25 protein-coding genes are annotated in these 26,677 nt (G+C 54.0%); 20 read left to right on the plus strand and 5 right to left on the minus strand.

Annotated elements, in window-relative coordinates; genetic code table 11:
- Positions 1-170 precede the first annotated feature (170 nt).
- Positions 171-2,774: a sigma 54-interacting transcriptional regulator gene (locus BWI76_RS00520; protein WP_004132849.1), complete on the minus strand. Its 2,604-nt coding sequence runs from the start codon at positions 2,772-2,774 to the stop codon at positions 171-173.
- Between the two features lie 548 nt (positions 2,775-3,322).
- Here BWI76_RS00520 and BWI76_RS00530 point away from each other — a divergent pair.
- From BWI76_RS00530 to BWI76_RS00560, 7 genes are read left to right on the plus strand one after another with little or no spacing between them, the layout of a single operon-like run.
- Positions 3,323-4,303 (plus strand): 6-phosphofructokinase, encoded by a 981-nt coding sequence (locus BWI76_RS00530; RefSeq protein ID WP_004132843.1) that lies wholly within the window; start codon positions 3,323-3,325, stop codon positions 4,301-4,303.
- Between the two features lie 11 nt (positions 4,304-4,314).
- Positions 4,315-4,629 (plus strand): PTS sugar transporter subunit IIB, encoded by a 315-nt coding sequence (locus BWI76_RS00535; RefSeq protein ID WP_004127154.1) that lies wholly within the window; start codon positions 4,315-4,317, stop codon positions 4,627-4,629.
- Positions 4,622-5,989, plus strand: coding sequence for a PTS sugar transporter subunit IIC (locus BWI76_RS00540; RefSeq protein ID WP_004132841.1), 1,368 nt, complete (start codon positions 4,622-4,624; stop codon positions 5,987-5,989). Before BWI76_RS00535 ends, BWI76_RS00540 begins: the two co-directional genes overlap by 8 nt.
- Positions 5,976-6,818 carry a class II fructose-bisphosphate aldolase gene (locus BWI76_RS00545; RefSeq protein WP_004132840.1) on the plus strand — a complete coding sequence of 281 codons (843 nt, stop codon included), beginning with the start codon at positions 5,976-5,978 and terminating at the stop codon, positions 6,816-6,818. The genes BWI76_RS00540 and BWI76_RS00545 overlap by 14 nt, the downstream gene beginning before the upstream one ends.
- A gap of 56 nt (positions 6,819-6,874) precedes the next feature.
- Positions 6,875-7,144: a hypothetical protein gene (locus tag BWI76_RS00550; protein WP_004870657.1), complete on the plus strand. Its 270-nt coding sequence runs from the start codon at positions 6,875-6,877 to the stop codon at positions 7,142-7,144.
- A gap of 9 nt (positions 7,145-7,153) precedes the next feature.
- The gene (locus tag BWI76_RS00555; RefSeq protein WP_004870656.1) at positions 7,154-7,591 is read left to right on the plus strand and encodes a PTS sugar transporter subunit IIA; all 438 of its coding nucleotides are present in this window, start codon (positions 7,154-7,156) and stop codon (positions 7,589-7,591) included.
- The gene (locus BWI76_RS00560) at positions 7,588-8,142 is read left to right on the plus strand and encodes an AAA family ATPase (RefSeq protein WP_004870655.1); all 555 of its coding nucleotides are present in this window, start codon (positions 7,588-7,590) and stop codon (positions 8,140-8,142) included. The genes BWI76_RS00555 and BWI76_RS00560 overlap by 4 nt, the downstream gene beginning before the upstream one ends.
- A 90-nt stretch (positions 8,143-8,232) precedes the next feature.
- On the opposite strand, the gene BWI76_RS00565 is transcribed toward BWI76_RS00560, so the two are convergent.
- Both BWI76_RS00565 and BWI76_RS00570 read right to left on the minus strand, forming a co-directional pair.
- Positions 8,233-8,556 (minus strand): AzlD domain-containing protein, encoded by a 324-nt coding sequence (locus BWI76_RS00565; RefSeq protein WP_004870654.1) that lies wholly within the window; start codon positions 8,554-8,556, stop codon positions 8,233-8,235.
- A complete protein-coding gene (locus BWI76_RS00570; protein ID WP_004870653.1) occupies positions 8,556-9,215 on the minus strand; it encodes an AzlC family ABC transporter permease in 660 nt (219 codons plus the stop codon). The genes BWI76_RS00565 and BWI76_RS00570 overlap by 1 nt, the downstream gene beginning before the upstream one ends.
- Before the next feature lie 100 nt (positions 9,216-9,315).
- On the opposite strand from BWI76_RS00570, the gene BWI76_RS00575 reads away from it, so the two are divergent.
- The 13 genes from BWI76_RS00575 (at position 9,316) to BWI76_RS00635 (ending at position 25,039) form a co-directional block, all read left to right on the plus strand.
- Complete coding sequence (locus BWI76_RS00575) at positions 9,316-9,864, plus strand: helix-turn-helix domain-containing protein (protein WP_024360593.1); 549 nt, start codon at positions 9,316-9,318, stop codon at positions 9,862-9,864.
- 229 nt (positions 9,865-10,093) lie between these two features.
- Positions 10,094-11,305: a PfkB family carbohydrate kinase gene (locus BWI76_RS00580; protein ID WP_004870651.1), complete on the plus strand. Its 1,212-nt coding sequence runs from the start codon at positions 10,094-10,096 to the stop codon at positions 11,303-11,305.
- Positions 11,306-11,322: 17 nt separating this feature from the next.
- The gene (locus tag BWI76_RS00585) at positions 11,323-12,246 is read left to right on the plus strand and encodes a dihydrodipicolinate synthase family protein (protein ID WP_024360591.1); all 924 of its coding nucleotides are present in this window, start codon (positions 11,323-11,325) and stop codon (positions 12,244-12,246) included.
- Between the two features lie 15 nt (positions 12,247-12,261).
- The gene (locus tag BWI76_RS00590; RefSeq protein ID WP_004870649.1) at positions 12,262-12,753 is read left to right on the plus strand and encodes a YhcH/YjgK/YiaL family protein; all 492 of its coding nucleotides are present in this window, start codon (positions 12,262-12,264) and stop codon (positions 12,751-12,753) included.
- On the plus strand, positions 12,750-14,027 hold the full coding sequence (locus BWI76_RS00595) for an MFS transporter (protein WP_004870648.1): 1,278 nt from the start codon (positions 12,750-12,752) through the stop codon (positions 14,025-14,027). Before BWI76_RS00590 ends, BWI76_RS00595 begins: the two co-directional genes overlap by 4 nt.
- Positions 14,028-14,133: 106 nt before the next feature.
- A complete protein-coding gene (locus tag BWI76_RS00600; RefSeq protein WP_004870647.1) occupies positions 14,134-15,129 on the plus strand; it encodes a substrate-binding domain-containing protein in 996 nt (331 codons plus the stop codon).
- Between the two features lie 114 nt (positions 15,130-15,243).
- Positions 15,244-17,367 carry an alpha-galactosidase gene (locus BWI76_RS00605; RefSeq protein WP_004870644.1) on the plus strand — a complete coding sequence of 708 codons (2,124 nt, stop codon included), beginning with the start codon at positions 15,244-15,246 and terminating at the stop codon, positions 17,365-17,367.
- Positions 17,368-17,408: 41 nt separating this feature from the next.
- Positions 17,409-18,674, plus strand: a complete 1,266-nt coding sequence (locus BWI76_RS00610; RefSeq protein ID WP_004870643.1) for an MFS transporter — start codon at positions 17,409-17,411, stop codon at positions 18,672-18,674.
- 55 nt (positions 18,675-18,729) lie between these two features.
- Entirely contained in the window at positions 18,730-19,320 is a 591-nt protein-coding gene (locus BWI76_RS00615; RefSeq protein ID WP_004870640.1) for a maltose acetyltransferase domain-containing protein, read from the plus strand.
- Positions 19,321-19,424: 104 nt separating this feature from the next.
- Entirely contained in the window at positions 19,425-20,804 is a 1,380-nt protein-coding gene (locus BWI76_RS00620) for a carbohydrate porin (protein ID WP_004870638.1), read from the plus strand.
- Between the two features lie 305 nt (positions 20,805-21,109).
- Positions 21,110-22,120, plus strand: coding sequence for a LacI family DNA-binding transcriptional regulator (locus tag BWI76_RS00625; RefSeq protein ID WP_024360586.1), 1,011 nt, complete (start codon positions 21,110-21,112; stop codon positions 22,118-22,120).
- A 69-nt stretch (positions 22,121-22,189) separates the two neighbouring features.
- Complete coding sequence (locus BWI76_RS00630; protein WP_004870634.1) at positions 22,190-23,578, plus strand: glycoside-pentoside-hexuronide (GPH):cation symporter; 1,389 nt, start codon at positions 22,190-22,192, stop codon at positions 23,576-23,578.
- A 96-nt stretch (positions 23,579-23,674) separates the two neighbouring features.
- The gene (locus tag BWI76_RS00635; protein WP_004870633.1) at positions 23,675-25,039 is read left to right on the plus strand and encodes a right-handed parallel beta-helix repeat-containing protein; all 1,365 of its coding nucleotides are present in this window, start codon (positions 23,675-23,677) and stop codon (positions 25,037-25,039) included.
- Between the two features lie 54 nt (positions 25,040-25,093).
- Here BWI76_RS00635 and rhaM read toward each other — a convergent pair whose 3' ends face one another.
- The gene (rhaM, locus tag BWI76_RS00640) at positions 25,094-25,408 is read right to left on the minus strand and encodes an L-rhamnose mutarotase (protein WP_004870631.1); all 315 of its coding nucleotides are present in this window, start codon (positions 25,406-25,408) and stop codon (positions 25,094-25,096) included.
- Positions 25,405-26,553: a lactaldehyde reductase gene (gene fucO, locus BWI76_RS00645; RefSeq protein WP_004870629.1), complete on the minus strand. Its 1,149-nt coding sequence runs from the start codon at positions 26,551-26,553 to the stop codon at positions 25,405-25,407. Before fucO ends, rhaM begins: the two co-directional genes overlap by 4 nt.
- Positions 26,554-26,677 lie beyond the last annotated feature (124 nt).

Below are 26,677 nucleotides of genomic sequence, written 5' to 3' on the forward strand. Positions count from 1 at the left end.
TTCCTTAATATGTTCTGGGTAGCTGAGGGAGATTTAGCAATCACCGTGCCATGTTTTTATCTTTATGTTTTTAAACGATAAAATAGTTTTTCTGGACGCTGTTTTCAGTGTTGAAAAGGCGTGGTTCGGCAGTGTCGAGCGCGCGGCCAGACGACGCCGACCGCGGAGGGTTAATGTTCAGGGGCAAAGGCGATCCATGGCTCCATGATTTCATAAATCATCAGCACTTCAGTGAGCGGCAGGGTGATATTGTATTTGCGGTTCAGGGCCTGGAAAAAAGTGTCATGGACGGCGACAAAGGCCTGCTGTTCAAGCGTCAGCGCAGTTTCTTCGCGATGGCGTACGCCGTTATTCACCATCACCCGTTCGATCATCAGCGCGATATGCATAAACAGATTGATGCGCAGATAGCTTTCAAAATGGATTTTGTAGAAGGATTCATACTGTTTAATGACCGCTTCAACTTCATCAATGATTACCACCGGATTGAGGAAATTAAGCCGGCTGGCGACGCCTTCGACCGTGAATAGCTTGACCACTTCATCAATCATGGGCTCCAGACCGCCTTCCATTAGCAGCCCGTTGAAATAATCACGTTTTAACACCAGCGTCTTTTCTTTAATCAGCTGCTCTACGCTAAGTAGCGGAATATACCCGGCCTCCAGATCGGTAGTCGTAATGATCAGCCGCGTACCGTTCAGCGCCGGATCGGCGTGGGCGATTTTCCATTTCAGATCGTCATACTCCATCGTAATGATATCGATCTCCTCCTGGGCCAGGAAACGCTGGACGATATCTTTCAGCTTGCGGGAGATCCCTTCGCCGGAGATGCAGGAGATAATGATTTTATTGCCCGGCAACACGCCCGCGTAGTAGCGCGTTTCCACCTCATACGCTCCTTTGGCGCTCTCAATAATCGCCTCCATCGACAGCTTGTCCTGGATTTTGGCCGCAATATCCAGCGCCATGGCCGTGCTGACGTTGTTGATAACCAACAGCTCACCATGCAGATGGAGCTTAATCTCTTCGTAAATCTCTTTTAGCGACCCCATATCCACCAGAATAATCAGCCCCGCCCCCTGCTTAAGACGGGAAACATGGGCGATCAGCAGGTCGATAATCTCCCTGGTCGACGTCGCGTTCGCCATGTCGAAGGCTTTAAAGTAGTAGCCGCCGGTCAGCTGGTTGGCGATACCGGCAATGCTCGACGCGGTGGCGCGGCCGTGGGAAACGATAATCCCCTGAATCGGATCGTCTTCGCCGGCGAGAGTATGAAAAGCGCAGCTTAGCAGGGGCAGCAGCAGGGGCAGCGGCTGCCGGGTGACATGTTTGCTCAGCAAGGCGAGACACTCCTCGGCCAGCAGCCGCGCCTTCGCGGAGACATAGTCGGAAATGGTTTGCAGTTCGCCTGCATTGACCGTCTCCTCAGCGTCATGGAGCGCGTAGCTGACGCAGAGCCAGACCGCCTTGCGGATCTCCTGGCTACAGAAGATGCCGGTCAAACTCTCCAGTTCGTCGAGAGCGTGAACGGTGTTCTGCCAGATATAGCCGCTGTACAGCGCCTCGGCGGCAACCGCGCCGCTGACGGTGGTCAGCAGCTGTTCCATTTTGCGATTCAGCAGCAGCACGTTACCGCTGTGGCAAAAGTCGCGAAAAATCACCTCATCGCGCATCGCCTTTGGCAGAAACTGGCTGGCGCACAGCGCGTCATTATCCGCATTAGCGGCAATACGGATTATTTCGCCGCCGGACGCCGGGCCGCGTAGCGTAATAACCTCGGCCTCGCGATTATCGCTCCAGGCGCTGGCGCACATCACTTTAATCTGGTTTTTTAACTCCCCGATATTGCCGCGCACCGGTGAGGCGACCAGCTGATGCATCAGCTGATTATCGAGATGGATATCCCGACGCAGGCTGTGCGCTTCTTGATGCAAAAAGTGGCTGACCTGCGCGACGCGCTCGGTAAGCGGACGCGAAATATAGTTTGGCAGCGTGACGCGCACCGGAATACGGCGACGGAAGGTGTTGAGCAGGACGGTGTCGATATTTTCCGTTGTGGCGAAGATAAAGCGCAGCGACGCCGGATGGCGCGTACGGTTATCGCCAAGGCGGTAGAAATACCCCTTGTCCATAAACAGAAATAGCTTTTCCTGGTTCTCTGCCGAGAGGCGATGAACCTCGTCGAGGAACAGAAACCCGCCATCGGCATCATCAAAGGCGCCGCGTTTTTCGCGGTCGGCTCCGGTGAAAGCGCCCCGGATATAGCCGAAAAGGGTCGCCGAAAGCAGCTCCGGGTTATTGGCGTAGTCGGCGCAGTTAAGCTCAACGAAAGGTTTGTCTGCTGCGATAACGCCGCGTTCGAGGGCATACTGATAAATTAGCGTCGCCAGGTGGCTTTTGCCGACGCCACTCTCTCCGGAGAGCAGGATAGGCAAGCCGTCACCGGGGTAGTCCACCGCTGAGCGGCACAGCGCGACGGCTTCGGCCAGACTGCCGTGTGCGCCAATCAACGGCTGAAAGGCGTCGTGCTTTTTCGACACTATGAGTGATGCCTGAACGCTTTCCTTACCGTTGGTCTGTACAAAGAAGCGCACCGGCCGGGTATTTTCTTTACTCAGATGGCCGTCATCGCACAGCCTGTTAAGGTAATGGCTGATAACGCTGCGGTTAACCTGCATAAAGTCCGCACAGTCCTGAGCCGTGAACCCCGCGGGTTTATGCGCATAATGAGTCACTATTTTCTGGAATAACTTTTCTTTTGCCGACAGCGCCATTTTTCAATGTCCTGGGTAGAGTAGAAAATAGCGTCGATTTTATTTAGACACTAGACACTACTATTTTTATTAGACACTGAGTACTTTCTACGCCATTAGATAAAAATGAAACTACGTTTTGATTAGAATGTGATGAAGATCGCCACCGATTTGATGGGGTGTAAAAGCTGGCGCCCCGCCCGCAAGCGGCCGAAGAACCGGACAGCCTGAACGGGGCGATAAACGCGCCATGAACCTTCCTGACGTAAAAAAATGCGCTATTTATCACATTTCTGCTTTTTCATTATCGCTGGGCTTAAAGATGAAAAGGGGCAGCCCGCCGGCGAAATTATCTCCTCAAGTAACCTAATGATATAAAAGAAAATAAAAACGTAACTGTTAAGACGATCCCATTTTATAAAAGAGATATTGATCACAAAAAATGCGCTAATAAACCCGATGTCAATATTAGGCTGGCAGAGATTTATCAGCATATTGTGATCTCTCTTGCAAATAATGCCCTTGAACTCAGGGAAAAATGTGGGCAGGCAAAACAGCGGAGACGGGCAATGAAAATTGGCATTGTTATTAGCGGCGGCGATGTTTCAGGAATTAATAATTTTATATTCCAGATTGCCAGACTGGCGAATGCCGATATCACTATTTTTAATGGTGGAATACCTGGGCTGTTGGATAAAAACCATCAGGAGGTGGCCTGGCGCGATCTGGTCGATTTCTCCATCGCCTCTATTCCGATCATTACCTCCGGGCGCACCAGCCGTCGGTTGCTGCGCAGCGAATATGAAACAATAGCCAAAAAAATTAAATCACTGCGCATTGATGTGCTGATTATGGCCGGCGGCGACGGTAGCCTGCAGTTTCTCAATACGCTGAGCGAATTTGATATTAACTGCTTTGGCGTCGGGATGACTATCGATAACGATGTGTACGGCAGTGATTATACGATTGGTTTCTCCACCGCCTGCGAGCAGATTATTAAAGAAGTTTCCCGCTTAAGAAATACCGGAAGAGCATTACCGGGCCGCGTGTTTATGGTCGAAATTCTGGGAGGGTATTGTGGAGAGTTAACGTTGCAATCCGCGATAAAAAGTAACGCCGATATCGCCCTGATCCCGGAATCGCAGCTGCCGTTGGAAACGCTGGCCGAGCGGGTGAAGCATAAGCTGACACAGCAGAACAGCGTGGTGATCCTGTGCTCTGAAGGCTACACCAGGGAATACTCTCCCGGATTTCAGGGGGCCATTGATACCATGATTAAGCAGCTCGAACCGCAAATTGGCGTGCGTATTCGTAAAACTATCGTTGGCTACGGTTTGCGCAATGGCGATCCGACCTGCGAAGAGATCTACCAGGGCACGATTATGGCCAGTGAAGTGGTTCGCTGCATTCAGTCAGGGATGAAAAATAAAGCCATTATAATTAATGCAAGTAACAAACCTATTCCGATTGATTTAATTAGTATGAAAAAACGTCTGGTCGACACTGAAGGACATCATTATAAACTTGCCAAACAACTCAATATAATTTGAGGAGACCCTACATGCTGAAAATTCTATGCGTATGTGGCTGCGGCCTCGGTTCAAGCTTTGCCATTGAAATGACGGCGAAGGCGGTTTTAAAGAAGCTGGAGATTCCAGCACAGATTGAACATACCACTATTTCCGAAGCCGGGGCGTTTAAATCAGATATGATTCTGACGCAAAAAACCTTTGCCGATATATTAACGGCGGATGCCAGCGAGGAGGAAATTAAACGCGTAGTGGTACTGCATAAGCTGACGGATAAAGACGAGATTGAGGCAAAGATCGTCGCATTCTTAAAAGAACGTAACCTGAAGGTAGCGGACTATGAATAGCTTTGTAGAGTTTATCGTCAAAGATTTACTCGGCCAGGCATCGATATTAATTGCATTTATTGCGATGCTGGGCCTGATTCTGCAAAAAAAATCAGCGGGTAAAACGGCAGAGGGGACGTTTAAAACGCTGCTCGGTTTCTTAATTATGATGGCCGGGATCAACATTATTGTCGCCACGCTAACGTTCCTTAACGATATTTTCACGCAGGGATTTGGCATGAAAGGCTACATTACCGATGTCGCCGCCATTGCCGGATTAGCCAACCGTGAATTAGGTTCCGAAGTCGCGTTGACCCTGATGGTGATTTTTGCCGTCAACATCATTATCGCCCGCCTGACGCCGCTTAAATATATTTTTCTGACCGGCCAGGCGCTGCTGTGGATGGCGACTATCGGCGCGGTGATTGGTTATAAAGCCGGGTTGACCGGGCTTCCGTTGATTTTAACCGGCGGTATTTTCGGCGGCGTGATGGCGGTACTGATGCCCGCCCTGGCGCAGCCGGTGGTCAGGCGCATTACCGGTTCCGATGACGTGGCGCTGGGGCACTTCTGCACTATCGGCTATCTGGTGCAGGCGGCGGTGGCTAAAGTGGTGGGGAAAGGGTCTCGCTCAACAGAAGACCTTGAATTACCGGATAACTTTAAGTTTCTTCAGGATACCTATCTCGCGATGGCGGTAGTGATGGTGCCGATGTACCTCATCCCCGCGGTTGCGGCGGGCCCGGAATATATCGCGCAGTTCTCCAACGGCATTAACTACCTGATGTACGCCTTTATGCAGTCCATTCAGTTTGTGGCGGGGGTATTCGTTCTCTACAGCGGCGTGCGCCTGTTGCTTAACGAGCTGGTGTCGGCATTTCGCGGGATTGCGATGCGCATTGTCCCGGACGCTAAGCCCGCGCTGGATTGCCCGGTGCTGTTTCCCTATGCGCCTAACGCGGTGATCGTCGGCTTCCTGGCGACCACCGTCGGCTCCATCATCGGCATGCTGGTGTTTCCCATGTTTGGCCTGGCGATGATCCTGCCCGGCCTGTTAACCAACTTCTTTGCCGGGGGGACGGCGGGTGTCTTCGGCAACGCGCTGGGCGGCCGCCGCGGGGCGATGATTGGCGGCGTCATTCACGGCCTGTTTATCACCTTCCTGCCCGCCATTTTGGTACCGATGCTGGAAAGCTACGGTTTTACCGGCGTCACCTTCAGCGATTCGGACGTCATTAGTTCCGGTCTGGTATTAGGCCACGCTTTCCAGAATAACTGGCTATTTGTCGCCCTGTTCATTGTTTTTGTTGCCGCACTGGCATGGTTCGTAAACGGTAAATCAGCGAAGCCGAAAGGGGAAAATGTTCATGAGTCTGTATAACTTCAACGCTATTCTGAAAATTGCGCAGGAAAGAAATTTTAAGGCCATTGGCTCATTTAATTTGCACTGTATTGAAATGCTGCCAGCATTTTTTAAAGCGGCGCAACAAAGCCATAGCCCGTTAATGATTCAAATCTCTACCGGGACGGCGGAATATCTTGGCTACCGGTTACTGGTGGATGCGGTTCGTTCATTAGCGGAAAGTGAAAACGTGCCGACCTGCCTGCATCTGGATCACTGCTCTGATATTAGCGCCATCGAAACGGCCATGGATGCCGGATTTACATCAGTGATGTACGACGGCTCCCATCTGGATTTGGAAGAGAATATCGGCAATACCCGCATCGTGGTGGAGATGGCGCGCCCGCGGAATATCACGGTAGAAGGCGAACTGGGGGCGATCGGCGGATCGGAAGACGGCAAAGCCGTGGCCGCGGAGGATATCTGCTTCACCACGGTGGAGGACGCCAAACGCTTTGTGGAGGAGACCCGGGTGGATATGCTGGCGGTCTCCGTGGGCACGGTGCACGGCCTGTATACCGGTAAGGCGCAAATCCAGCACCAGCGGCTAAAAGAGATTAGCGCCGCGACCGGCGTGCCGTTAGTGCTGCACGGCGGTACCGGCGTCAGCGATGAAGATATGCGCCAGGCCGTCACTGAAGGCATTAACAAGGTGAACGTCGGCACTGAAATGAATGTCCAGTGGGTCGATCGCTGTAAAACCACCTTTGAAAAAGGCAAAGTGAACGACAGCGTACGCAAATTTTTAATTCCGGCGAATAACGCGGTCACCCATGTATTAATAGAAAAAATCGCGCTGTTTAAATAAAAGCTTATTTTAAACCGTATTTTGTTGCCCTGCTGTCCGTCAGGGAGGTGCTCGCTATGTTTGAATCTTTGAAAACGTTGTGGAAAAAAGAGAGTCAACCACCGCAGGATTATGACGAACAGTCCCGTCAGCTGGCCGGGGAAATAGCCAGACTGGAAGCGGAACTACAGGGCAACCCGGCTAATGGCGAAATACAGAAAGCCTTAACGCTGATGTATAACCGGGCGCTGGCGGTGTATGCCAAAAGTAAGAGTCATCGGCAGGAGATAGATGCGCTCTTTGTGCGTATTGATGAGTTACGCAATGTAATTCGCCGCAATATTTAGGGAGTGATGATGACGATAAAAGAACTGCTGATAGAGGCCGATGCGATTCAGGTCGGCGTCATGGAGTCCGACTGGCAGAAAGTGATCCATCTGGCGGCCAGCCCGCTGGTCGCGAAAGGGTATATCTCGGCGGATTACGGTCAGGCGGTAATCGATAATACCCTGAACCACGGCGCCTATTACGTTTTCGATGAAGGCGTCGCTATCCCCCACGCCAGGCCGGAATGTGGCGTCAGGCGTAACTGTTTTAGCCTGGTCGTGTTGGATAAGCCGATTCATTTTGCCGATAGCGAGAAGGCGGATATTGTCATTATGTTCGGCGCGCAGGACAGCAATGCCCATATTGAGGAGGGCATCCGGGCGATTATCGCCCTGCTCGATAATAACGAGACCATGGCGAAGCTGCGGGCCGCCAGCAGCAGAGAGGAGGTCGTCGCGTTGTTATGAACAGACATCTCACACCCGGCTGCAAAACGGTGATTTTAATTAACGGCATTCCCGCCTCGGGCAAAAGCACCGTCACCCGGCAGCTATCGGCAACCTTCAATCTGCCGCAGCTGACTATCGACGGTATTAAAGAGCCGTTTATGGCGTGCTTTAGCGAAATCGACAGATCTTTCAACCGGCAGCTGGGCTGCGCCGCTTATGAAGTCATCTGGTCGATCGTCGGCCACGCTCCGGCAGGCTGTATCTGGTTAATCGACGCCTGGTTTGGTTTTCAGCCGCGCGAAACGTTGCAGCGGCAGCTGCAGCAGGCGGGCGTTGAAAAGGTTCTGGAGATCTGGAACCGCATCTCGCCCGAGCTTGCGGTGTCGCGCTATGCCAGCCGGTTGCAGGATCGCAGGCCGGGGCACCCGGGCGAAGAGTATCTCCCGGAGCTGGCTCAGCTGGCGCAGCGGGCGGAACCCATGCGGCTGGGGCCGGTGTTTATCGTCGATCAGCAAAAACCGCTGGAGATGGCGCCTGTTATCCGTTGGCTCGAAGTACAAATGCAGTAATTCCTTAACTGCAGCTGCCCGGCGGCGCTTCGCTTTCGCGGCCTACAGGAATTGCGTAATTACTTGATATTGCGGGTTTCGTAGGCCGGGTCAGGCGATACCCGCTATCCGCAGCAGCGCCGTCGCCACGGCGGCGGCGATAATCACCACGATCAGCGGCATCTTGCGCCAGGCGAGGAACACCGCCAGGCCAACGCCCAGCACCCGCGCCATCCCGGCAAAATGTTCGCCCTCGTAAAAGGTGGTCGCCAGCGCCACGGAAAAGAGCAGTACCGTCGCCGCATCGGAGAGCAGCGCCTGGGAGCGCTCGGAAAACGCCAGCCGGCTGCCGAGCTTCGCTCCGCCTAAACGCATTAAGTAGGTGCCCAGCGACAAAATCGCAATACCGGCGATAAATAGCGTCATATTGCCCATTATTTTTTCCTCGTCAGCAGGCCAAACAGCGACAGTAAAACCGGCAGACCAACCGGCGCGAAAGGCACGGCGGCCAGCGATAGCGCCGCTCCGCTACAGGCGCGGATCAACGTGGTGCGGTTTTTAAAGGCCGGCACCACCAGCGCCAGAAGAATCGCCGGGAATACCGCATCGAGGCCAATGGTCTCCGGCGCCGGGAGCAGCTTGCCGACGCCCGCGCCTAACAACGCGCCCAACGGCCAGATCAGCGCCACGCCCAAGCCGCACAGCCAGTAGGCGGCCCGCCGCTGCTCGGGGGTTTTCTGCGACAGACCAAACACTACGCTTTCATCGTTCATGATGTGGCAGCCGAGGAAGCTGGCGGCGCGCTGGCCGACCAGGTCGCGCACCGTTACGCCGAAGGGAATATGGCGCGCGTTGACCAGCAGCCCGGCCGCCGCCGCCGCCAGCGGGTTGCCGCCGCTGGCGACAATGCCGATAAACATAAACTCTGAAGCGCCCGCCAGGACGCAAACCGAAAGCACAAAGGGGACCCAAATCGGGAAGCCGTAGGCGACGGCCAACGAGCCGTAGGACATCCCGACGATGCCTACCGCGAGGCAGACTAAAACAATTGCTCTGAGGGTGTCGCCCTTAAGCGCGGCGAAGTGCTGTTTCATACTCTTTAGCCATATCGAACGAATTTCCATTATAATGAACGTAACAGAATTGCATTTCAAGACGAACGAATCGTTCGTTATAAAAAACACGGAGGGCTGTATGACTCAGCCAATTAGCCTGATTGCCAAAAGCCTGGTACGTGAGCGCGCGCGCACCGGCCTTTCCCTTGCCGAAGTTGCGCGGCGGGCGGGAATTGCCAAATCAACGTTATCGCAGCTGGAATCCGGCAACGGCAACCCGAGCCTGGAAACCCTCTGGGCGCTGTGCGTGGCTCTTGATATTCCCTTTGCCCGGCTGCTGGAGCCGCAGGTCAACACCACGCAGGTGATCCGCCGCGGCGAGGGGACGAAGGTGGTCGCCGAGCAGGCGAACTATCAGGCGATTTTGCTGGCCGCCTGCCCGCCGGGCGCCCGGCGCGATATCTATCTTCTGCTGACTCAGCCGGGCGCGGACCGCATTTCCCACCCCCATCCGCCGGGTTCGGTGGAGCATATTATTGTCACCCAGGGGCGGGCGCGGGTCGGCCTGACGGAAGCGCCGGAAGAGCTGGGGGAAGGCGATTACATCTGCTATCCCGCCGATCGGCAGCACGTTTTCCAGGCGCTGGAGCCGGACACCCAGGCGCTGCTGATTGCCGAGCAGAACTAAATTTAATAACATTCTGCGCATTTATTCGTAATCCGCAGAATGTTATGCCGTTATATATGTTAATGATATATATATTATTTTACTTCCTATAGAACCGGGAATATCGCTTTTCCGTTTATTCTTTTTCTTCATTTTTGTTTGCTTCCGTTTCGTCTGGAAACATGGGATTGATGTCACTCTTCCACCCTTAGGTGGTTCGTATACTGCAACGGTGATATCGGGGTTAATTATGTTTCTTGAAGAACGTAGAAAGTCTATTTTACGATATTTAGATGAACATGAACGTGGTTATGTTAATTATTTTTCTGCTCATTTTAATGTCACGAAAGAAACGATTCGCAGTGATTTAAATACTCTTGCGGCGATGGGCTTGGTGCAGCGCTGTTATGGCGGAGCAATTATTTCGCGCCGTAGTTTGCAGGCGGAACTTATTTCTGAAACCGGTGATAGTTTTGAGGTGCTGCTGCAACCTCTTAATCACCGTAAATCACCAGGCGATGAGCGACAAAAAGGAAAAGTTATGCAGGGTAAGGTATGTGTATTTGGCTCGTTCAACGTTGACATTGTGGCGAAGGTGGAACGCTTCCCGCGAGGCGGTGAATCGCTAATGGCGCTGGGTAGCAGCCTGGGACCGGGAGGGAAAGGTGCAAACCAGGCAACGGCCGCCAGTAAAGCCGGTGCTCAGGTGCATTTTGTTGCCAAGGTGGGTAAAGATCAGTTCAGTCATTTAGCAGCAGATCATTTAACTCGCTCTGCAATTCACTCTTACACGCTTTATCAGTCAGAGAGTGAACCAACCGGTAATGCGATTATTTATGTTTCTCAGGAAAACGGCGAAAATATGATTGCTATTTATTCCGGGGCAAATACTACTATTACCTATAGTGAAATTCAGAAAATTATTCCGGAATTATCTTCATCAGATGTTTTATTGGTTCAGCTGGAAAATAATTTCGATGCTACTCATTCACTAATCAAGATAGCGCATGAGCTGGGTAAGCAAGTTATTCTTAATCCCGCCCCCTATTCTGCTGAAATTATCCCCAGCATCCCCTTTGTAGATGTCATTACGCCGAATGAAACGGAAGCATCTTTATTATCGGGGATCGACATTAGCGATTTTGATACGGCAAAAGAAGCGGCGCTACGTATCGCCAGACTCGGCGCTAAAAAAGTGCTGATTACGATGGGGTCGCGCGGTGCGCTGCTGCTGGATAACCGCCAGTTCAGTCATATACGCGCTTTCCCAGCCGTCACCGTGGATACCACCGGTGCCGGCGATGCTTTCAACGGTGCGCTGGCCGCATCGCTTGCCGCCGGAAATAGTCTGGTGCAGGCCGCTACCTGGGCCTCCGCCTTCGCCTCTCTGGCCGTGGAGCTGGAAGGGGCATCCAATATGCCTGAATTTGAACAGGCAAACGCACGACTCCGTACCCTCTGAACTCAGGAAAAAACAATATGAAAACGATTAACGGTATTGTCCCAGTAATGCTGACGCCATTTGCCGCTGACGAACGGATAGATTATCCGGCGCTGGCGAAATTAATCGACTGGTATCTGGAGAAGGGCGTTGATGCGCTGTTTGCCGTCTGTCAATCAAGCGAAATGCAGTTCCTTTCCTTAGAAGAACGCGTTGAGCTGGCGCGTTTTGTGGTACAGCGCGTTAACGGCCGCATTCCCGTTATCGCTTCTGGCCATATCAGTGATGATATTGAAGCGCAAAAAGCCGAGCTGCTGGCGATGGCGCAGACCGGTATTGATGCCCTGGTGCTGGTGACTAACCATCTCGATCCGCGTAATGAGGGGAGCGACGTTTTCTATGCAGTGCTGAACACGTTGCTGGAAACGCTGCCAGCCTCGCTACCGCTCGGCCTTTACGAGTGTCCGGCGCCTTATCGCCGATTGCTTACCGATGATGAATTTACATGGTGCGCCAATAGCGGGCGCTTCGTTGTGCTGAAGGATGTGAGCTGCGATCTACCGACCGTTGAACGTCGCGTACGTCTGGCGCAGGGCACGCCGCTCAACGTCATTAACGCCAACGCGGCGATTGCCTGGCCAGCGATTTTGGCGGGCTCACAGGGCTTTAGCGGTGTGTTTACCAACTTCCACCCTGAACTATATAGCTGGCTGTGGCGAGAAGGGAAAAACCAACGCGCACTGGCCGATGAACTGGCGATTTTCCTCTCTCTGGGGGCGGTGAGCGAAACGCTGGGCTATCCGAAAAACGCCAAAATTTACCATCAGCGTCTGGGGACTTTCGACAGTATCACCTGCCGGGTTAATAAAGATGATGTGCTGAATAAGTACTGGGGGCTGACGGTGATTCTCGACCAGATTCGCGCCGGAACCGAACAGTGGCGTCAGCGTATCGTGGGCTAAGCGGAGGATGCCATTATGATCGTAACCAGTCTGAAGGCATGGCCCGCACAGTCGATGGCTTATCATCCGGTTATTCGCCAGGCGCTGGCTTTTCTTGCAGAGCAAGATTTTAAGGATTTCACGCTGGGAAAAATCGACCTGATCCCTGACCGACTCTTTTGCCTGCTACAGGAGATGGATAGCATGCCTTTTGCCGAGGCTCGTCCGGAATCGCACCGTCAGTTTATCGATATTCAGTACCTGATTTCAGGCCATGAGCGTATGGGCGTCAGCCGCGTGGAAAGCGGTCTGCATACCGTTGTGGATGATCGAACGCCGCAGCAGGACATCATGTTCTGGCGGGTAGAAGAAGCGGAGACGCAGGTAACGTTAACCCCCGGTATGTTCGCGATTTTCTTCCCGGAAGATATTCATCGCCCCTGCTGCCATCCTCTGGGCGGTGGTGTTAGCCATCTGCGCAAAGCGGTCATCAAAATCGATCGCGCATTACTGGAGGTATCGGCATGAGCACCGTGAATCAGACTTCCTCGGCGGTAATCGAGCCGCCGAAACTCTCTCGCCGGCGCTGGGGGATTATTTTGATTTTGCTGCTGGCTGCGGTGGTGAACTATCTTGACCGCGCCAACCTGAGTATTGCTAATACCACCATTTCGAAGGAGTTTGGTTTCTCCGGAACCGAGATGGGTCTGCTGCTATCGGCGTTTCTCTGGCCTTATGCGCTGGCAAACCTGCCGGCCGGCTGGCTGGTCGACCGTTTCGGCCCAAAGAAGATGTTCACCGGCGCGCTGACGCTATGGTCTGCCGTGACCTTTCTGATGGGATTTGTGAATACCTATAGTTTCTTCTACGGCCTGCGGGTGCTGCTGGGGGTGGCAGAGTCGCCGTTCTTTACCTCTGGTATCAAGATCACCCAAAGCTGGTTTTCGGATAAAGAGCGCGGCCTGCCGACATCGATCATCAATACGGGTTCGCAAATCGCTAACGCCATCGCGCCGCCGCTGCTGACGCTTCTGCTGCTGTGGGTTGGCTGGCGCGGGATGTTTATCGCCGTGGGTCTGCTGGGTATACCGTTGATTCTGGCGTGGCTGAAGTTTTATCGCGATCCGGATGCGCGGGAAGCGATGCTGATCCACACCGGTAAGGTGGTGATGGCTGAGGCCGATAAGCCACAGGTTAGCTGGGGCGAGCTGTTTCGCAATAAAACGACCTGGTTCATGATCTCCGGCAACTTCTGCATCATGTTTACTATCTGGGTTTATCTGACGTGGCTGCCGGGTTATCTGGAAACGTCGCTGGGATTCAGCCTGAAGCAGACGGGCTTTATTGCCTCGATTCCATTCTTTGCCGGTATTCTTGGCGTCCTTTGCGGCGGGATGCTCTCTGACCGTCTGGTGCGTAGAGGGATTAATGCGGTAACGGCGCGGAAGGTGCCTATTGTGGTGGGGGCGGCAATGGCGGCCTGTTTTGTGATGCCAATTCCGTTTGTCAGCAACAGCGGTACCGCGATTACGCTACTGACGCTGGGCTATTTCTGCTCACAAATGCCGTCCGGGGTTATTTGGGCGCTGGCGGCGGATATGGCGCCCAAAGAGCAGGTCGCTTCTCTCGGTGCGATCCAGAACTTTGGCGGTTTTCTCGGTGCAGCGCTGGCGCCGGTGATCACGGGGATTATCCTTGATGCTACCGGTCAGTTCACCAATGTCTTTATTCTCGGCGGCTGCCTGCTGTTCCTTGGCGCCTGTCTCTATGGCTTCTTTGTGCGTAAACCGCTGGCGCAGTAGTTTTTCCTCAGGACAAAGCGCCGAATGGCGCTTTGTCGCTGTTGCTGGACGCCATGCCCGTATTGCGGGACACTAGCCGCATTCTTCCGCGAAGACAGGCATACCTATGTCGCTGAAAGCCATTGCTAAAGAACTTGGGATCTCGGTAACGACCGTCAGCCGCGCGTTAAACGGCTATGACGACGTGTCGCAGGAGACGCGCGCCCGCGTGGAAGCGGAAGCCCAGCGCCGCGGATATCGCCCCAATACTTTCGCTCGTCGCCTGAAGATGGGCAAAATCGACGCCGTCGGCCTCGTTTTCCCCGTGCGCCCCGCGCCGCTGAATAACAACGTCTTTCTCGAAATGGTGGGTGAAATCAGCCACGAACTGGCGCGCTACGAGATTGATTTACTGCTGATTGCCGACGATGAACAGGCCGATAAGCACGGCTATATGCGTATGGTGCAGAGCCGCCGCGTCGATGCGCTGATCGTCGCGCATACGCTCGATGACGACCCGCGCCTGATTCAACTGCTCTCCGCCGGCTTTCCTTTTCTGGCGCTGGGCCGCAGCCGCCTGCCGCAGCCCTACGCCTGGTTTGATTTCGATAACCAGGCGGGAACGTATCGCGCCACCCGCCACCTGATTAGCCAGGGGCACCGACGCATCGCGCTGCTGAGCGAAAATAACAATCAGGCTTTTATTACCCAGCGCCGCAACGGTTATCTGCAGGCGCTGCGCGAAGCGGGCCTGGCGGATACCTGGCTGCGCAGCGTGCCGCCCACCCGCCGCGGCGGGTTTCAGGCAACCATGGAGCTGCTGCGCTTGCCCGAACCGCCAACGGCGATTGTCACCGATTGCAACACTCACGGCGACGGCGCGGCGATGGCCCTGGCTCAACTGGGGCGTCTGACTGGCGATAACCGTGTTGCATTAGTGGTTTACGACGGTTTACCGCAGGATAGCATCATTGAAACTCCGGTTGGCGCGGTGATTCAATCCACCCGCCAGGGTGTGGGTCGCCAGATAGCCAGCATGGTTCGCCGCTTAATCGCCGGTGACGATCTCGCCTCGCTCCAGGTGCTCTGGCAGCCTGAATTTATCTCCGGCGAAACCGCCTGATTTCCCGCCCGTCAGATTAATTTCCTGAACTCGATCACGGATCCGAAACGTTTTGGTTGGCGTCCGAAACGTTTCGGATCAACAGTAAGACATTCCTTGTTGTGGAGATGTCTAATGTCTGATTCGATTTTACGCCTGCAAAGCGCAGTGGCCGACGTGGTGATCAAAACCCATCCGTTCGCCGAAATTATCTACTGGGGGCCGCATTTAAGCCACTTTTCGCCGCAGGATGCCGCCAGCATCGCCCGCCCGGTGGCCAACGGTCGCCTCGATGTCGATTCCCCGGTGACCTTGATGGCCGAACTGGGGCACGGTCTGTTTGGCGCGCCGGGTATTGAGGGCCACCGCCAGGGGCTGGATGCCTCGCCGATGTTCACCACCACCGAGGTGGTGCAGGACGGGCAGAAGGTTACTCTCTTCAGCGAAGACGCGCAGGCTGGCCTGCGGTTATGCAGTGAAATCCAGCTTGATAGCAGCGGCGTGCTGAGCGTGCGCCATGGCTTAACCAACCTGCGCCCGCAGACGTGGCAGGTGGATCGCCTGGCCGTCACGCTGCCGGTCGCCGAACGCGCCCGCGAAGTGATGGCCTTTCATGGCCGCTGGATCCGCGAATTCCAGCCCCATCGTCTCATTCTGGAACACGACAGCTTTGTGCTGGAAAACCGCCGCGGACGCACCTCTCACGAACATTTTCCGGCGCTGATTACCGGCAGCCGCGCCTTTAGCGAGATGCAGGGCGAAGTGTGGGGCGTGCACCTGGGCTGGAGCGGTAACCACCGCCTGCGGGCGGAAGTGAAAACCGACGGGCGGCGCTACCTGCAGGCGGAAGCGCTCTATCTGGCGGGCGAAATGGCGCTGGCGGAAGGGGAAACGCTGTGGACGCCGAACCTCTACGCCAGCTATTCAGCGCAAGGGCTGAACGGCATGAGCCAGCAGTTCCACCGCTATTTGCGCGAACAGATTATTCGCTTCCCGGACAACAAGGCGCGCCCGGTGCATCTCAACACCTGGGAAGGGATCTATTTTGACCACGACCCGCAGTACATCATGCGCATGGCGGATGAGGCGGCGGGGTTGGGCGTAGAGCGCTTTATCATCGACGACGGCTGGTTTAAAGGGCGCAACGACGACTGGGCGGCGCTCGGCGACTGGTATCTCGATGAAGAAAAATATCCTGACGGTCTGACCCCGGTTATCGACCACGTGAAGTCGCTGGGGATGGAGTTCGGCATCTGGGTTGAGCCAGAGATGATCAACCCGAACTCCGATTTATACCGCGCGCATCCCGACTGGGTGCTGGCGCTGCCGGGCTATACGCCGATCCCCGGACGGCATCAGTTTGTCCTGAACCTGAATATCCCGGAAGCCTTTGATTATCTGCTGGAACGGATGAGCTGGCTGCTGGGCGAGCACGCCGTGGACTATGTGAAGTGGGATATGAACCGCGAGCTGGTGCAGCCTGCGCATAACGGTAAAGCCGCGGCCGATGCGCAAACTCGCCAGTTCTATCGCCTGCTGGATACGCTGGTGGCCCGCTTCCCGCATATTGAATTTGAGTCCTGCTCCTCCGGCGGCGGGCGTATCGATTATGAAGTGCTGAAGCGCAGCCATCGCTTCTGGGCTTCCGACAATAACGATGCCCTCGAGCGCAACACCATTCAGCGCGGCATGAGCTACTTCTTCCCACCGGAAGTGATGGGCGCGCACATCGGCAACCGCCGCTGTCACGCCACTTTCCGCCAGCACAGTATCGCTTTCCGCGGCCTGACGGCGCTGTTCGGCCATATGGGGCTTGAGCTGGATCCGGTGAGCGCCGATGAGCAAGAGCGCGCGGGTTACCGCAAATACGCGGCGCTACACAAGCAGTGGCGCGATGTTATTCATCACGGCGTGCAGTGGCGTATCGATATGCCGGACGCCACAACCCTCGCGCACGGCGTGGTGAGTGAGGATAAGAGCCAGGCGATTTTCCTCGTCAGTCAGCTGGCGATGCCGGACTACACCCTGATGGCGCCGCTGCGCGTGGCGGGACTGGAAGCGGGAGCCCGCTACCGGGTGACGCTTCTCGACCATCCCGATATCCAGATTACGGGAGAGGGCGGCCATACGATGCGTAAGCTGCCGGAATGGATGACGACACCGCAGACCGTAAGCGGCGAGTGGTTACAACAGGCGGGGCTGGCGCTGCCAATCCTCGACCCGGAAAGCGCCATTTTGATTGGCCTGCAACGCGTGTGATGGTAACGGGCCGCGCGTCGGCCCTTTTTGAGGAGTACACAATGAACCCGACCGTCTGTACCCATAAAAACAACCCCAATTTCTGGATTTTCGGGCTGTTCTTCTTTCTCTACTTTTTCATTATGGCCACCTGCTTTCCGTTTTTGCCGATCTGGCTATCGGACGTCATCGGCCTGAATAAAACCGAGACCGGTATTGTTTTCTCCAGCCTGTCGCTGTTCGCTATCTGCTTTCAGCCGATACTGGGCGTGATCTCCGATAAGCTGGGGCTGAAAAAGCATCTGATGTGGATCGTGACCGTGCTGCTGGTGCTGATCGCCCCCTTTTTCCTCTATGTCTTTGCGCCGCTGCTGAAAACCAATATCTGGCTCGGGGCACTGAGCGGCGGGGCCTACATCGGCTTTGTTTTCTCCGCCGGCGCCGGGGCGATGGAAGCCTATATTGAGCGTGTGAGCCGCAACAGCGGGTTTGAATACGGCAAGGCGCGGACTTTTGGCTGCCTCGGCTGGGCGCTGTGCGCTACCACGGCGGGGATGCTATTCAGCGTTAACCCCGAGTGGGTGTTCTGGATGGGGTCAGCCGCCGCGCTGGTGCTGGTCGTACTGGTGGCTATCGCGAAACCGCAGGCCAGCCAGACCGCGCAGGTGATGGACTCGCTGGGCGCTAACCGATCATCGGTCGATTTAAAAACCGCCGTGCGCATGTTCCGTCAGCGCAAAATGTGGATGTTTATTCTCTACGTTATCGGCGTCGCCTGCGTATATGACGTCTTTGACCAGCAGTTTGCCACCTTCTTTAAATCTTTCTTCGCCACGCCGGAATCGGGCACCCGCGCCTTTGGTTTCGCGACCACCGCCGGGGAAATATGCAACGCGATTATCATGTTCAGCTCGCCGTGGATTATTAACCGCATCGGCGCGAAGAATACGCTGCTGATTGCCGGGATGGTGATGGCGGCGAGGATGATCGGCTCATCGTTCGCCACGACGGCCGCTGAAGTGGTGGCGCTGAAAATGCTCCATGCGCTGGAGGTCCCGTTCCTGCTGGTGGGGGCGTTTAAGTACATTACTGGCGTGTTTGACGTTCGGCTGTCGGCGACGATTTACCTGGTCGGCTTCCAGTTTTCCAAACAGGTGGCGGCGATTTTTCTCTCCGCTTTTGCCGGAAATATGTATGACCGTATCGGCTTCCAGGATACCTATATGATCCTTGGCGGCATCGCCCTGACCGTCACCTTGATATCCGCCTTTACCTTATCGGGCAAGGCTACGTCGGAAAAGATGCGCGATAACGCCATGACGGTTTAGAAAACAGGTCGATAATGCACAGGGATGTGCTGGAGAGATGAGGAAAATTTGCACTATGGATATGAAAGCAAGAATGAACAGCGGCGAGCTCTATCTTGATTCAGGATATGGTTTACCGGAACAGCGGCTGATGGGCAAGGCGCGGGCCTATGAGTACAATCACTCGCATCCTTTTAATCAGGAATTAAGAGACGATATTATTCGACGCATGTTTGCCAGCGTCGGTAAAGCGTGCTGGATAGAACCGCCGATTAATATTGCCTACGGAACTCACACCACTATCGGCGATAATTTTTACGCCAACTTCAACCTGACGCTGGTTGATGATGCCGACATTATCATCGGCAATAACGTGATGTTTGCGCCCAACGTGACTATTTCCACCGCGGGCCATCCGGTTCATCCGGATCTGCGCCACACCCAGCAGCAATTCTCGCAGCCGGTTATCATCGAGGATGGCGTATGGCTTGGCACCGGGGTGATTATCAACCCTGGGGTCACTATTGGTAAAAACTCGGTTATCGGCGCCGGAAGTGTGGTGAATCGCTCAATACCAGCGAATGTCGTCGCTGCTGGCGTCCCTTGTCGGATATTAAGAGAAATTAGCGATGAGGATAAGAATAAATATCAACTGTTTGCGGGGTGAATAGCCAAAATAAAATAGAAAAATCTGCCTGATATAAAAAACAAAAAATAAATACGGGTGAGTTTATGACTCACCTGGCCCTCTTTTACCTCCGGAAAATAAAAATGAATAAAAAAGCATTATCGATAGCCATGGGTTTGTCTTTAATAACGGGTTCAGCGGTAGCAAAAAATAATCACCTGACTCTTGAACAGCGTATGGAACAACTGGAAGCGCGGCTTGCCGCCGCTGAGAATCGGGCGACGGTAGCGGAAGAGCAGGTTCGGAATTTACAGACGCAACAGGATGCCGCTATTCAGGCGGCACAAACCAGCGTAGCGGTTAAAAGCGTGGCTCCGGCTGCAGAGAGTAAAAAGAATATGACCGCGCCGGAGTTGAAATTAACGGGCTATGGCGATCTGAAAATCTACGGTGACGTGGAATTCAATATGGATGCGGAAAGCAAACGTGGCTTGCTGGCGATGACTAACGCTGATGTTGGTAGCGACCCAACCTACGAGAACTGGGATTTAAACGGTCGTATCCTGCTCGGCTTCGATGGTATGCGTAAAACGGACAGCGGCTATTTTGCCGGGTTCACCGTCCAACCGCTGGCGGATATGACTGGTTCGATGAATCTTGATGATGCCGCGTTCTTCTTTGGTCAGGAAAATGACTGGAAGGTTAAGGTGGGGCGTTTTGAAGCTTACGACATGTTCCCGCTAAATCAGGATACCTTTGTCGAGCACTCCGGCAATACCGCCAACGACCTGTATAGCGACGGTCATGGCTATATCTATATGATGAAAGAGGGGCGCGGGCGTTCTGACGCAGGCGGCAACTTCCTGCTAAGCAAGCAGCTTGATAACTGGTATTTTGAGCTCAACACTTTGTTGGAAGACGGCACTTCGCTGTATAACGACGGCGGTTACCACGGTCGCGATATGGATCAGAAAAAGAACGTCGCTTACCTGCGCCCGGTGGTCTCCTGGGCGAAGGACGAAGTGTCCGTGGCGGCGGCCATGGAAGCGAACGTGGTGCAAAACGCCTATGGCTATCACGATGCGCAGGGCAACTTCGTCGATCAGTCCGGCCGCACAGGTTATGGCCTGACTATGACCTGGAACGGCCTGAAGAGCGACCCGGATAACGGCGTGGTGGTGAACCTGAACACCGCTTATATGGATGCCAGCAACGAAAAAGATTTTACCACCGGGGTGAACGCGCTGTGGCGGCGCTTCGAACTGGGCTATATCTACGCGCATAACAAAATCAGCGATTATGCTGGAGTCATTTGCGAGAACGACTGCTGGATTAAAGACGAAGGTACCTACAATATTCATACTATCCACGCGTCGTATCAAATTCCGAACGTGATGAATATGCAGAATTTTAATATTTATCTTGGGGCCTATTACTCTATTCTGGATAGCGACGATAAGCTGAGCCAGAGCGATGACGACGATCGCTATGGCGCGCGGTTGCGCTTTAAGTATTTCTTCTAATTATTTAACTATTCAACGATCATATTATTGAATAGTATTTTTATTGATAATAATTTCAATAATATAAAAATTATACCAATGCCTCATTCTTAGTGAACATGAAATCCACAACGTTGTGGTTTACATGGATTATAAGGATGAGGCCCTTTCATACACGCCCTTCCGATTAAACTTGTCTCAGCCAGCTAAATTGAGAAGGCCGAACGTGCTTCCATGTAACAAAGCAACATGTGAACTGGCTTACATTTCCGATCGCGATCACAATTTATAGTAAGCACCAGTGTTAGGGGGCGTACTCAATCATCATGGCATCGATCAAAGACGTAGCGAAAAGAGCGGGGGTCTCGACGGCGACCGTATCACGAGTGCTTAACAATCATCCCAGCGTGGTGCCGGAAACCCGGCAGGCGGTACGCGATGCGATGGATTATCTCTGCTATGTGCCCAGTAAGAGTTCGTTTCAGCTTAGCGGTAAATGTTCAGGGCTGATTGGCGTGGTGTTGCCTAATCTGATGAATCCTCACTTCTGTGAACTGCTGGCGACAGTGGAGGAAGAGGCCCGGTATATTGGCAAATCGGTGATCGTTAAAACGCATCAGAATCAGCCGCAGCAGGATAAACATATTATTCATACCCTGGTGGGAATGGGCATTGACAGTTTGTTATGGGTACCGACGGAAGCGGAGGCCGAACTTTCCGAATGGTTAACCATTACCCGCATCCCGGTCGCCATCGTCACCCAAGTGTCCCGCTTCTTTAATTCCGTTTCGATTAATCAGGATCGAGGGGCGGAAAGCATTGCGGAACATTTTATCCACACGGGTCATGTTTCATTTGGCTTTGTTGCCCAGGAAGGCGTTGATAATCGCAAGGTATCGTCGTATAGCAAAAAAATAGCGAGCCACGGCTTAACGCTCGCCAAAGATAATTCGTTCTGGATAACCAAAGGTGAAGGTGAGAGAGTTTCCGGGCATATTCAAATTCTTGATGTCATTATCGAGAAGCTCAGCGAGCCAGATCGTACCTGTTCATGCCTGTTGGTTTATAACGATATTGCTGCCAACTATATTATCGATGGGCTTAAAGAAAAAGGTATCTCCATTCCAGAAGATATCGCTATTGCCAGTTTTGATAATACCCTGCTGGCGCAAACCAAAAAAATTACCAGCGTGGCACAGCCGGTCAATGAAATTGCTCACCTCGCGTTCCAGATGGTAAAGCATCAACAGCAGCCGGACAGTATTGAAATGCATGAAATCGTCTCCCGGTTAATTATCCGCGAGAGCAGCGTAAAGATTAATATTACCTCCCTGTAAGGGATAGGTATTTAGTAATGGCGCAACGTTAGCGTCATGGGCTCCTTTTAACAAAAAATAGGTGTATTTATGTCTGCTACCGCAATGGAAAAGCCAGGCGCTTATGAAAAGCTCGGGCTCAGGGAGAAGATCGGCTACGGCATGGGTGACGCCGGGTCGGGAATGATATGGAGCGTCCTGGCGCTATATCTGACGTGGTTTTATACCGATGTTTATGGCCTGAATGCCGGGGTGGTTGGCACATTATTCCTGGTTATCCGTATCTTTGACGCTTTTAGCGATCCGCTAATGGGGGCAATCTGCGACCGCACCGTCTCGCGCTGGGGTAAATTCCGCCCATGGTTATTATGGATGGCGTTTCCGTTTGGCCTGGGCGCGGTACTGATGTTTACTACCCCCGATCTCAGCATGAACGGCAAGATTATCTATGCCTGGGTCACCTACCTTGTCATGTCGCTGATTTACACCGCGATTAATATTCCCTATTGCTCGGTCGGCGGCGTGATTACCCTCAATCAGAAAGAGCGTATGGGCTGTCTGTCCTGGCGCTTTTTCCTTAATGGCCTGGCGACATTAATTATTTCCTCCTCTATTCTGCCGTTAACGGACTGGCTGGGTAACGGCGATCGCGCCTCCGGTTTCCAACTGACCATGATCATTATGGGCGGCGCGGCAACGCTAATGTTCCTGTTCTGCTTCTCCAGCATTAAAGAGCGGGTGGTGTCGGTGAAGCAAAACGAGTCGTTAAAGAAAGACCTGCGCGATATCATCAAAAACGATCAGTGGCTATTGATGATCTCTATTACCTTCCTGAACGTTTTCCCGGCATTTATCCGCGGCGGTGTAACCATCTATTATGCTACCTATGTGATGAAGGCGTCTGTCGGATTTATTACCTTCTTTATGGCGCTGGGCGTGGCCTGTAATATGCTGGGCAGCGTGCTTGCCAAACCGCTTACCGATCGTTTTGATAAGCTGGCGCTGTTCCGCGTTATTAATATTATCCTTGGTATTCTCTCGTTTGCGCTGTGGTTTATTGATCCGCAATCGCTGACCCCGCTGATGACGCTGTTCGTCATTATTAACGTCCTGCATCTCATCCAGTCTGGCCCTATTCTGTGGGCAATGATGTCCGACGTCGACGACTACGGCGACTGGAAATTTGGTAAACGCCTGACCGGTATCTCCTTCGCCGGTAATCTTTTTATGCTGAAAATGGGGCTGGCGGTGGCCGGCGCTATCGTCGCCTGGATTCTGGCGTTTACCGGCTATGTCGCGAATGAGCCGCAGCAAAATTCGCAGACCCTCCAGGGCATTATCGTGATGTTCTCCCTGCTGCCGATGGTGAGCTATTTCATCAGCGCGTATCTGGTGCGCTACTTTAAGCTCAATAACGCTTTTCTTGAAAGAATTAAAACGGATCTGGCAAAGCGCGAGCTGGAAAAAGGCCGCGGTTAATGATCGGGAGCGCAGAGTATCGGTTTTATTCAACAATGATATATCTACGATTTAAATATTTTTTATTGATTTCCATTTAATATCAAAGGAGGTTTTATGGTGCCTGAAAATTATTATGACGTCACGCGGTGGCCGGTGGGTAATCCCTATCAGGATATTGGCGAAGTGATTAATAGTATTATCGCCGATATTAAATCCCGGCAAACCGAAACCGATATCAACGACGGTGGAAAACCGGGCGCCGCTATTTTTATCCCGCCCGGCGATTATCATCTGACGACGCAGATCTTGATTGATATAAGCTATTTAAAAATAATGGGCGCCGGGCATGGTTTTGTCTCTTCAAGTATTCGCTTTAATACCCCTGCGGATGAATGGGCGAACCTGCACGATCTGTGGCCGGGCGGGAGCCGTATCCTGGTCGATCTCTGCCCGCAGGACGGCGATGAAGAGCACGCCGGCGCCGCGTTTTATGTGAAGCGCAGCGGGGCGCCGCGTATCAGTTCGGTCGCGTTCGAAAACTTCTGTATTGATGGCCTGCACTTTGTTGATGATGGGCTGGGAAACAACGACCCGGAAAATACCTACACCAACGGTAAAACTGGAATTTATATCGCCAGCGCGCAGGACGCCTTTCGGATCACCGGGATGGGGTTCATCTACCTCGAGCATGGCCTCACCGCGTACAACAGCGATGCGATGGCGATCCATAATAACTTTATTGCCGAATGCGGTAACTGTATCGAGCTCCGCGGCGCTGGGCAGGCGTCAAAAATAACCGATAACCTGATTGGCGCAGGCTATAAAGGCTATTCCATTTACGCGCAAAACTTCGGCGGGTTATTAATTTCTACCAACAATATTTTCCCGCGCGGCGCCAGCAGCGTCCACTTATCCGGCGTTGTACGCTCCTGCGTCACCAGCAATCGATTCCATTCGTTTTATCCAGGCATGCTGATAATGGAGAACAACTGCGCGGAGAATCTGATCTCGGCAAACCACTTCTTGCGCGATCGTGAGCCCTGGCCGCCGATGCAGGCTTATGACAATGGGCGGGATGATACCTATGGCCTGCTGTATATTGAGGGAAGTAATAACTCGATAATTGCCAATCATATTTCCGAAACCCTCGATGTCCAGTATCTCAAGCCGCGGGGAATAAAGCCGATCGTCATCCGTCTTGTTGCCGGTAAGGAAAACTACCTTGCCAATAACCATATCGTGGCGACAACTGAGGCGTCGGCGGCGCAGGCGCAACCGTCGGAAGAGGATGCCTGTTTTGCGGCGCAGGTCAGCGCCTTGCTCACCACGGACAGATTAAAAGCCCTCGATGCGGTCGCCGTGCTGGTAGAAAAGAGCTCTGCGCAAAACACGATACTGGATAGCGGAAGCGACAGTCAGGTGCTGATGGACAGGGCGGTAAACGCCTTCAGGGCCACGCCCGTTCCCGGAACGATTTAACGCTCTTCAACCTCAAACGGTGGCCCCGCTAAACGCAGCGGGGCCGTCATGGATTTAATCGAGATAAAACACCTCTTTAAGCTCCGCGCTTACCGGGCTGTTATCCGGGTTGGCGGGCATCACATCGCGCATATGGCGCCACCAGCGCTGGCACACCTCCGTGTTGGCGACGGCGTCCCAGCGCGCTTCCGATTCAATCTCCACCGTGGCGAACAGCAGGTTGCGCTGTTTATCGAGATAAATCGCGTAGCGGTGCGCGCCGTGGGCCTTCAGCACCGCTTCGAGCTCCGGCCAGATGGGGTTATGACGGCGCTGATACTCTTCATGCGCGTCCGGGTTGACCTGCATGACGAAAGCTTTGCGGATCATAAGGCCTCCAGATAGAGCTCGCGGACTTCATCGCGGCTGGCGGCGCGCGGGTTGCACGGCGCGCACGGGTCGGCCAGCGCTTTGTCCAGCCAGCCTTCGATATCGGCTTTGCTAACGCCAAGCTGGCTGAAGCCTTGCGGAATGCCGACGCGTTTGCTCAGCGCGCGGATGGCGTTAATCGCCTCCATGCTGGCCGCCTCATCGCTCATGCCGCGGGTATCGACGCCCATCGCCTGCGCCACGCGGGCGAAACGGGAGACGGCGTTCGGGCGGTTAAAGTTTTCGATGATCGGCAGCAGGATGGCGTTGCACACGCCGTGCGGCAGGTTGTGGGTGGCGCCCGGCTGATGGGCCAGCGCGTGCACCAGGCCGAGACCGGCGCTGTTAAACGCCATGCCCGCCAGATACTGGCCAAACGCCATCTGCTCGCGGGCTTCAAGGTTATGTCCGTCGTCCACGGCTTTCGGCAGCCACAGGTTGATCAGGCGAATCGCCTCCTGGGCGTTGGCGTCGGTCAGCGGATGCGCGCCAACGGACACGAAGGCTTCAATGGCGTGGGTCAGCGCGTCCATGCCGGTGGCGGCGGTAATGGCGGGCGGAATATCCAGCATCACGCTGGCGTCATCGACGGCAATATCCGGGATGATATTGGGGTCGATAATCACCTCTTTCACCTGGCGCTCGGCGTCGATGATCACCGCATTGCTGGTCATCTCCGCCGCCGTTCCGGCGGTCGTGTTGATCGCCACCAGCGGCACGCCGGGGTTGGTCACTTTGCCGACCCCGGAGTAGGCGGTCGATGGCCCCGGGTTGGCGGTGAGGATTTTGACCGCTTTGGCGGTATCAATCGGGCTGCCGCCGCCGAAGGCGATAAGGTAATCGCACCCGGCCTCGCAATACGCCGCGTAGCCTTTTTGCACCAGCGCCTCGGTGGGGTTAGGGAACACCTCGTCAAACAGATGGTAAGCCATCTGCTGTTCATCCATAGCGGCGAACAGGCTGTCGAGCAGCCCCAGCTTCACCAGCTGGCCGTCGGTGACGATCAGCGCCTTGCCCCAGCGTTTACCCGCCACCAGCTTGACCATATCGCCGATTGCGCCTGCGCCGTGAAGGCTGATTTTGGGCAGTGCCAACATAAAACTCATGATAATTCTCCTTAATATTGATTTTGGGAAATCCGTTTCCCCTCACCCATCCCCGGGTCGCGGCTGGCGCCTTACCCGGGCTACAGGGTGGGCCGGTAGCCCGGACAGGTGCGTAGCACCGCCT

This window comes from Klebsiella sp. M5al (assembly GCF_002090195.1).
Taxonomy (GTDB): domain Bacteria; phylum Pseudomonadota; class Gammaproteobacteria; order Enterobacterales; family Enterobacteriaceae; genus Klebsiella; species Klebsiella grimontii.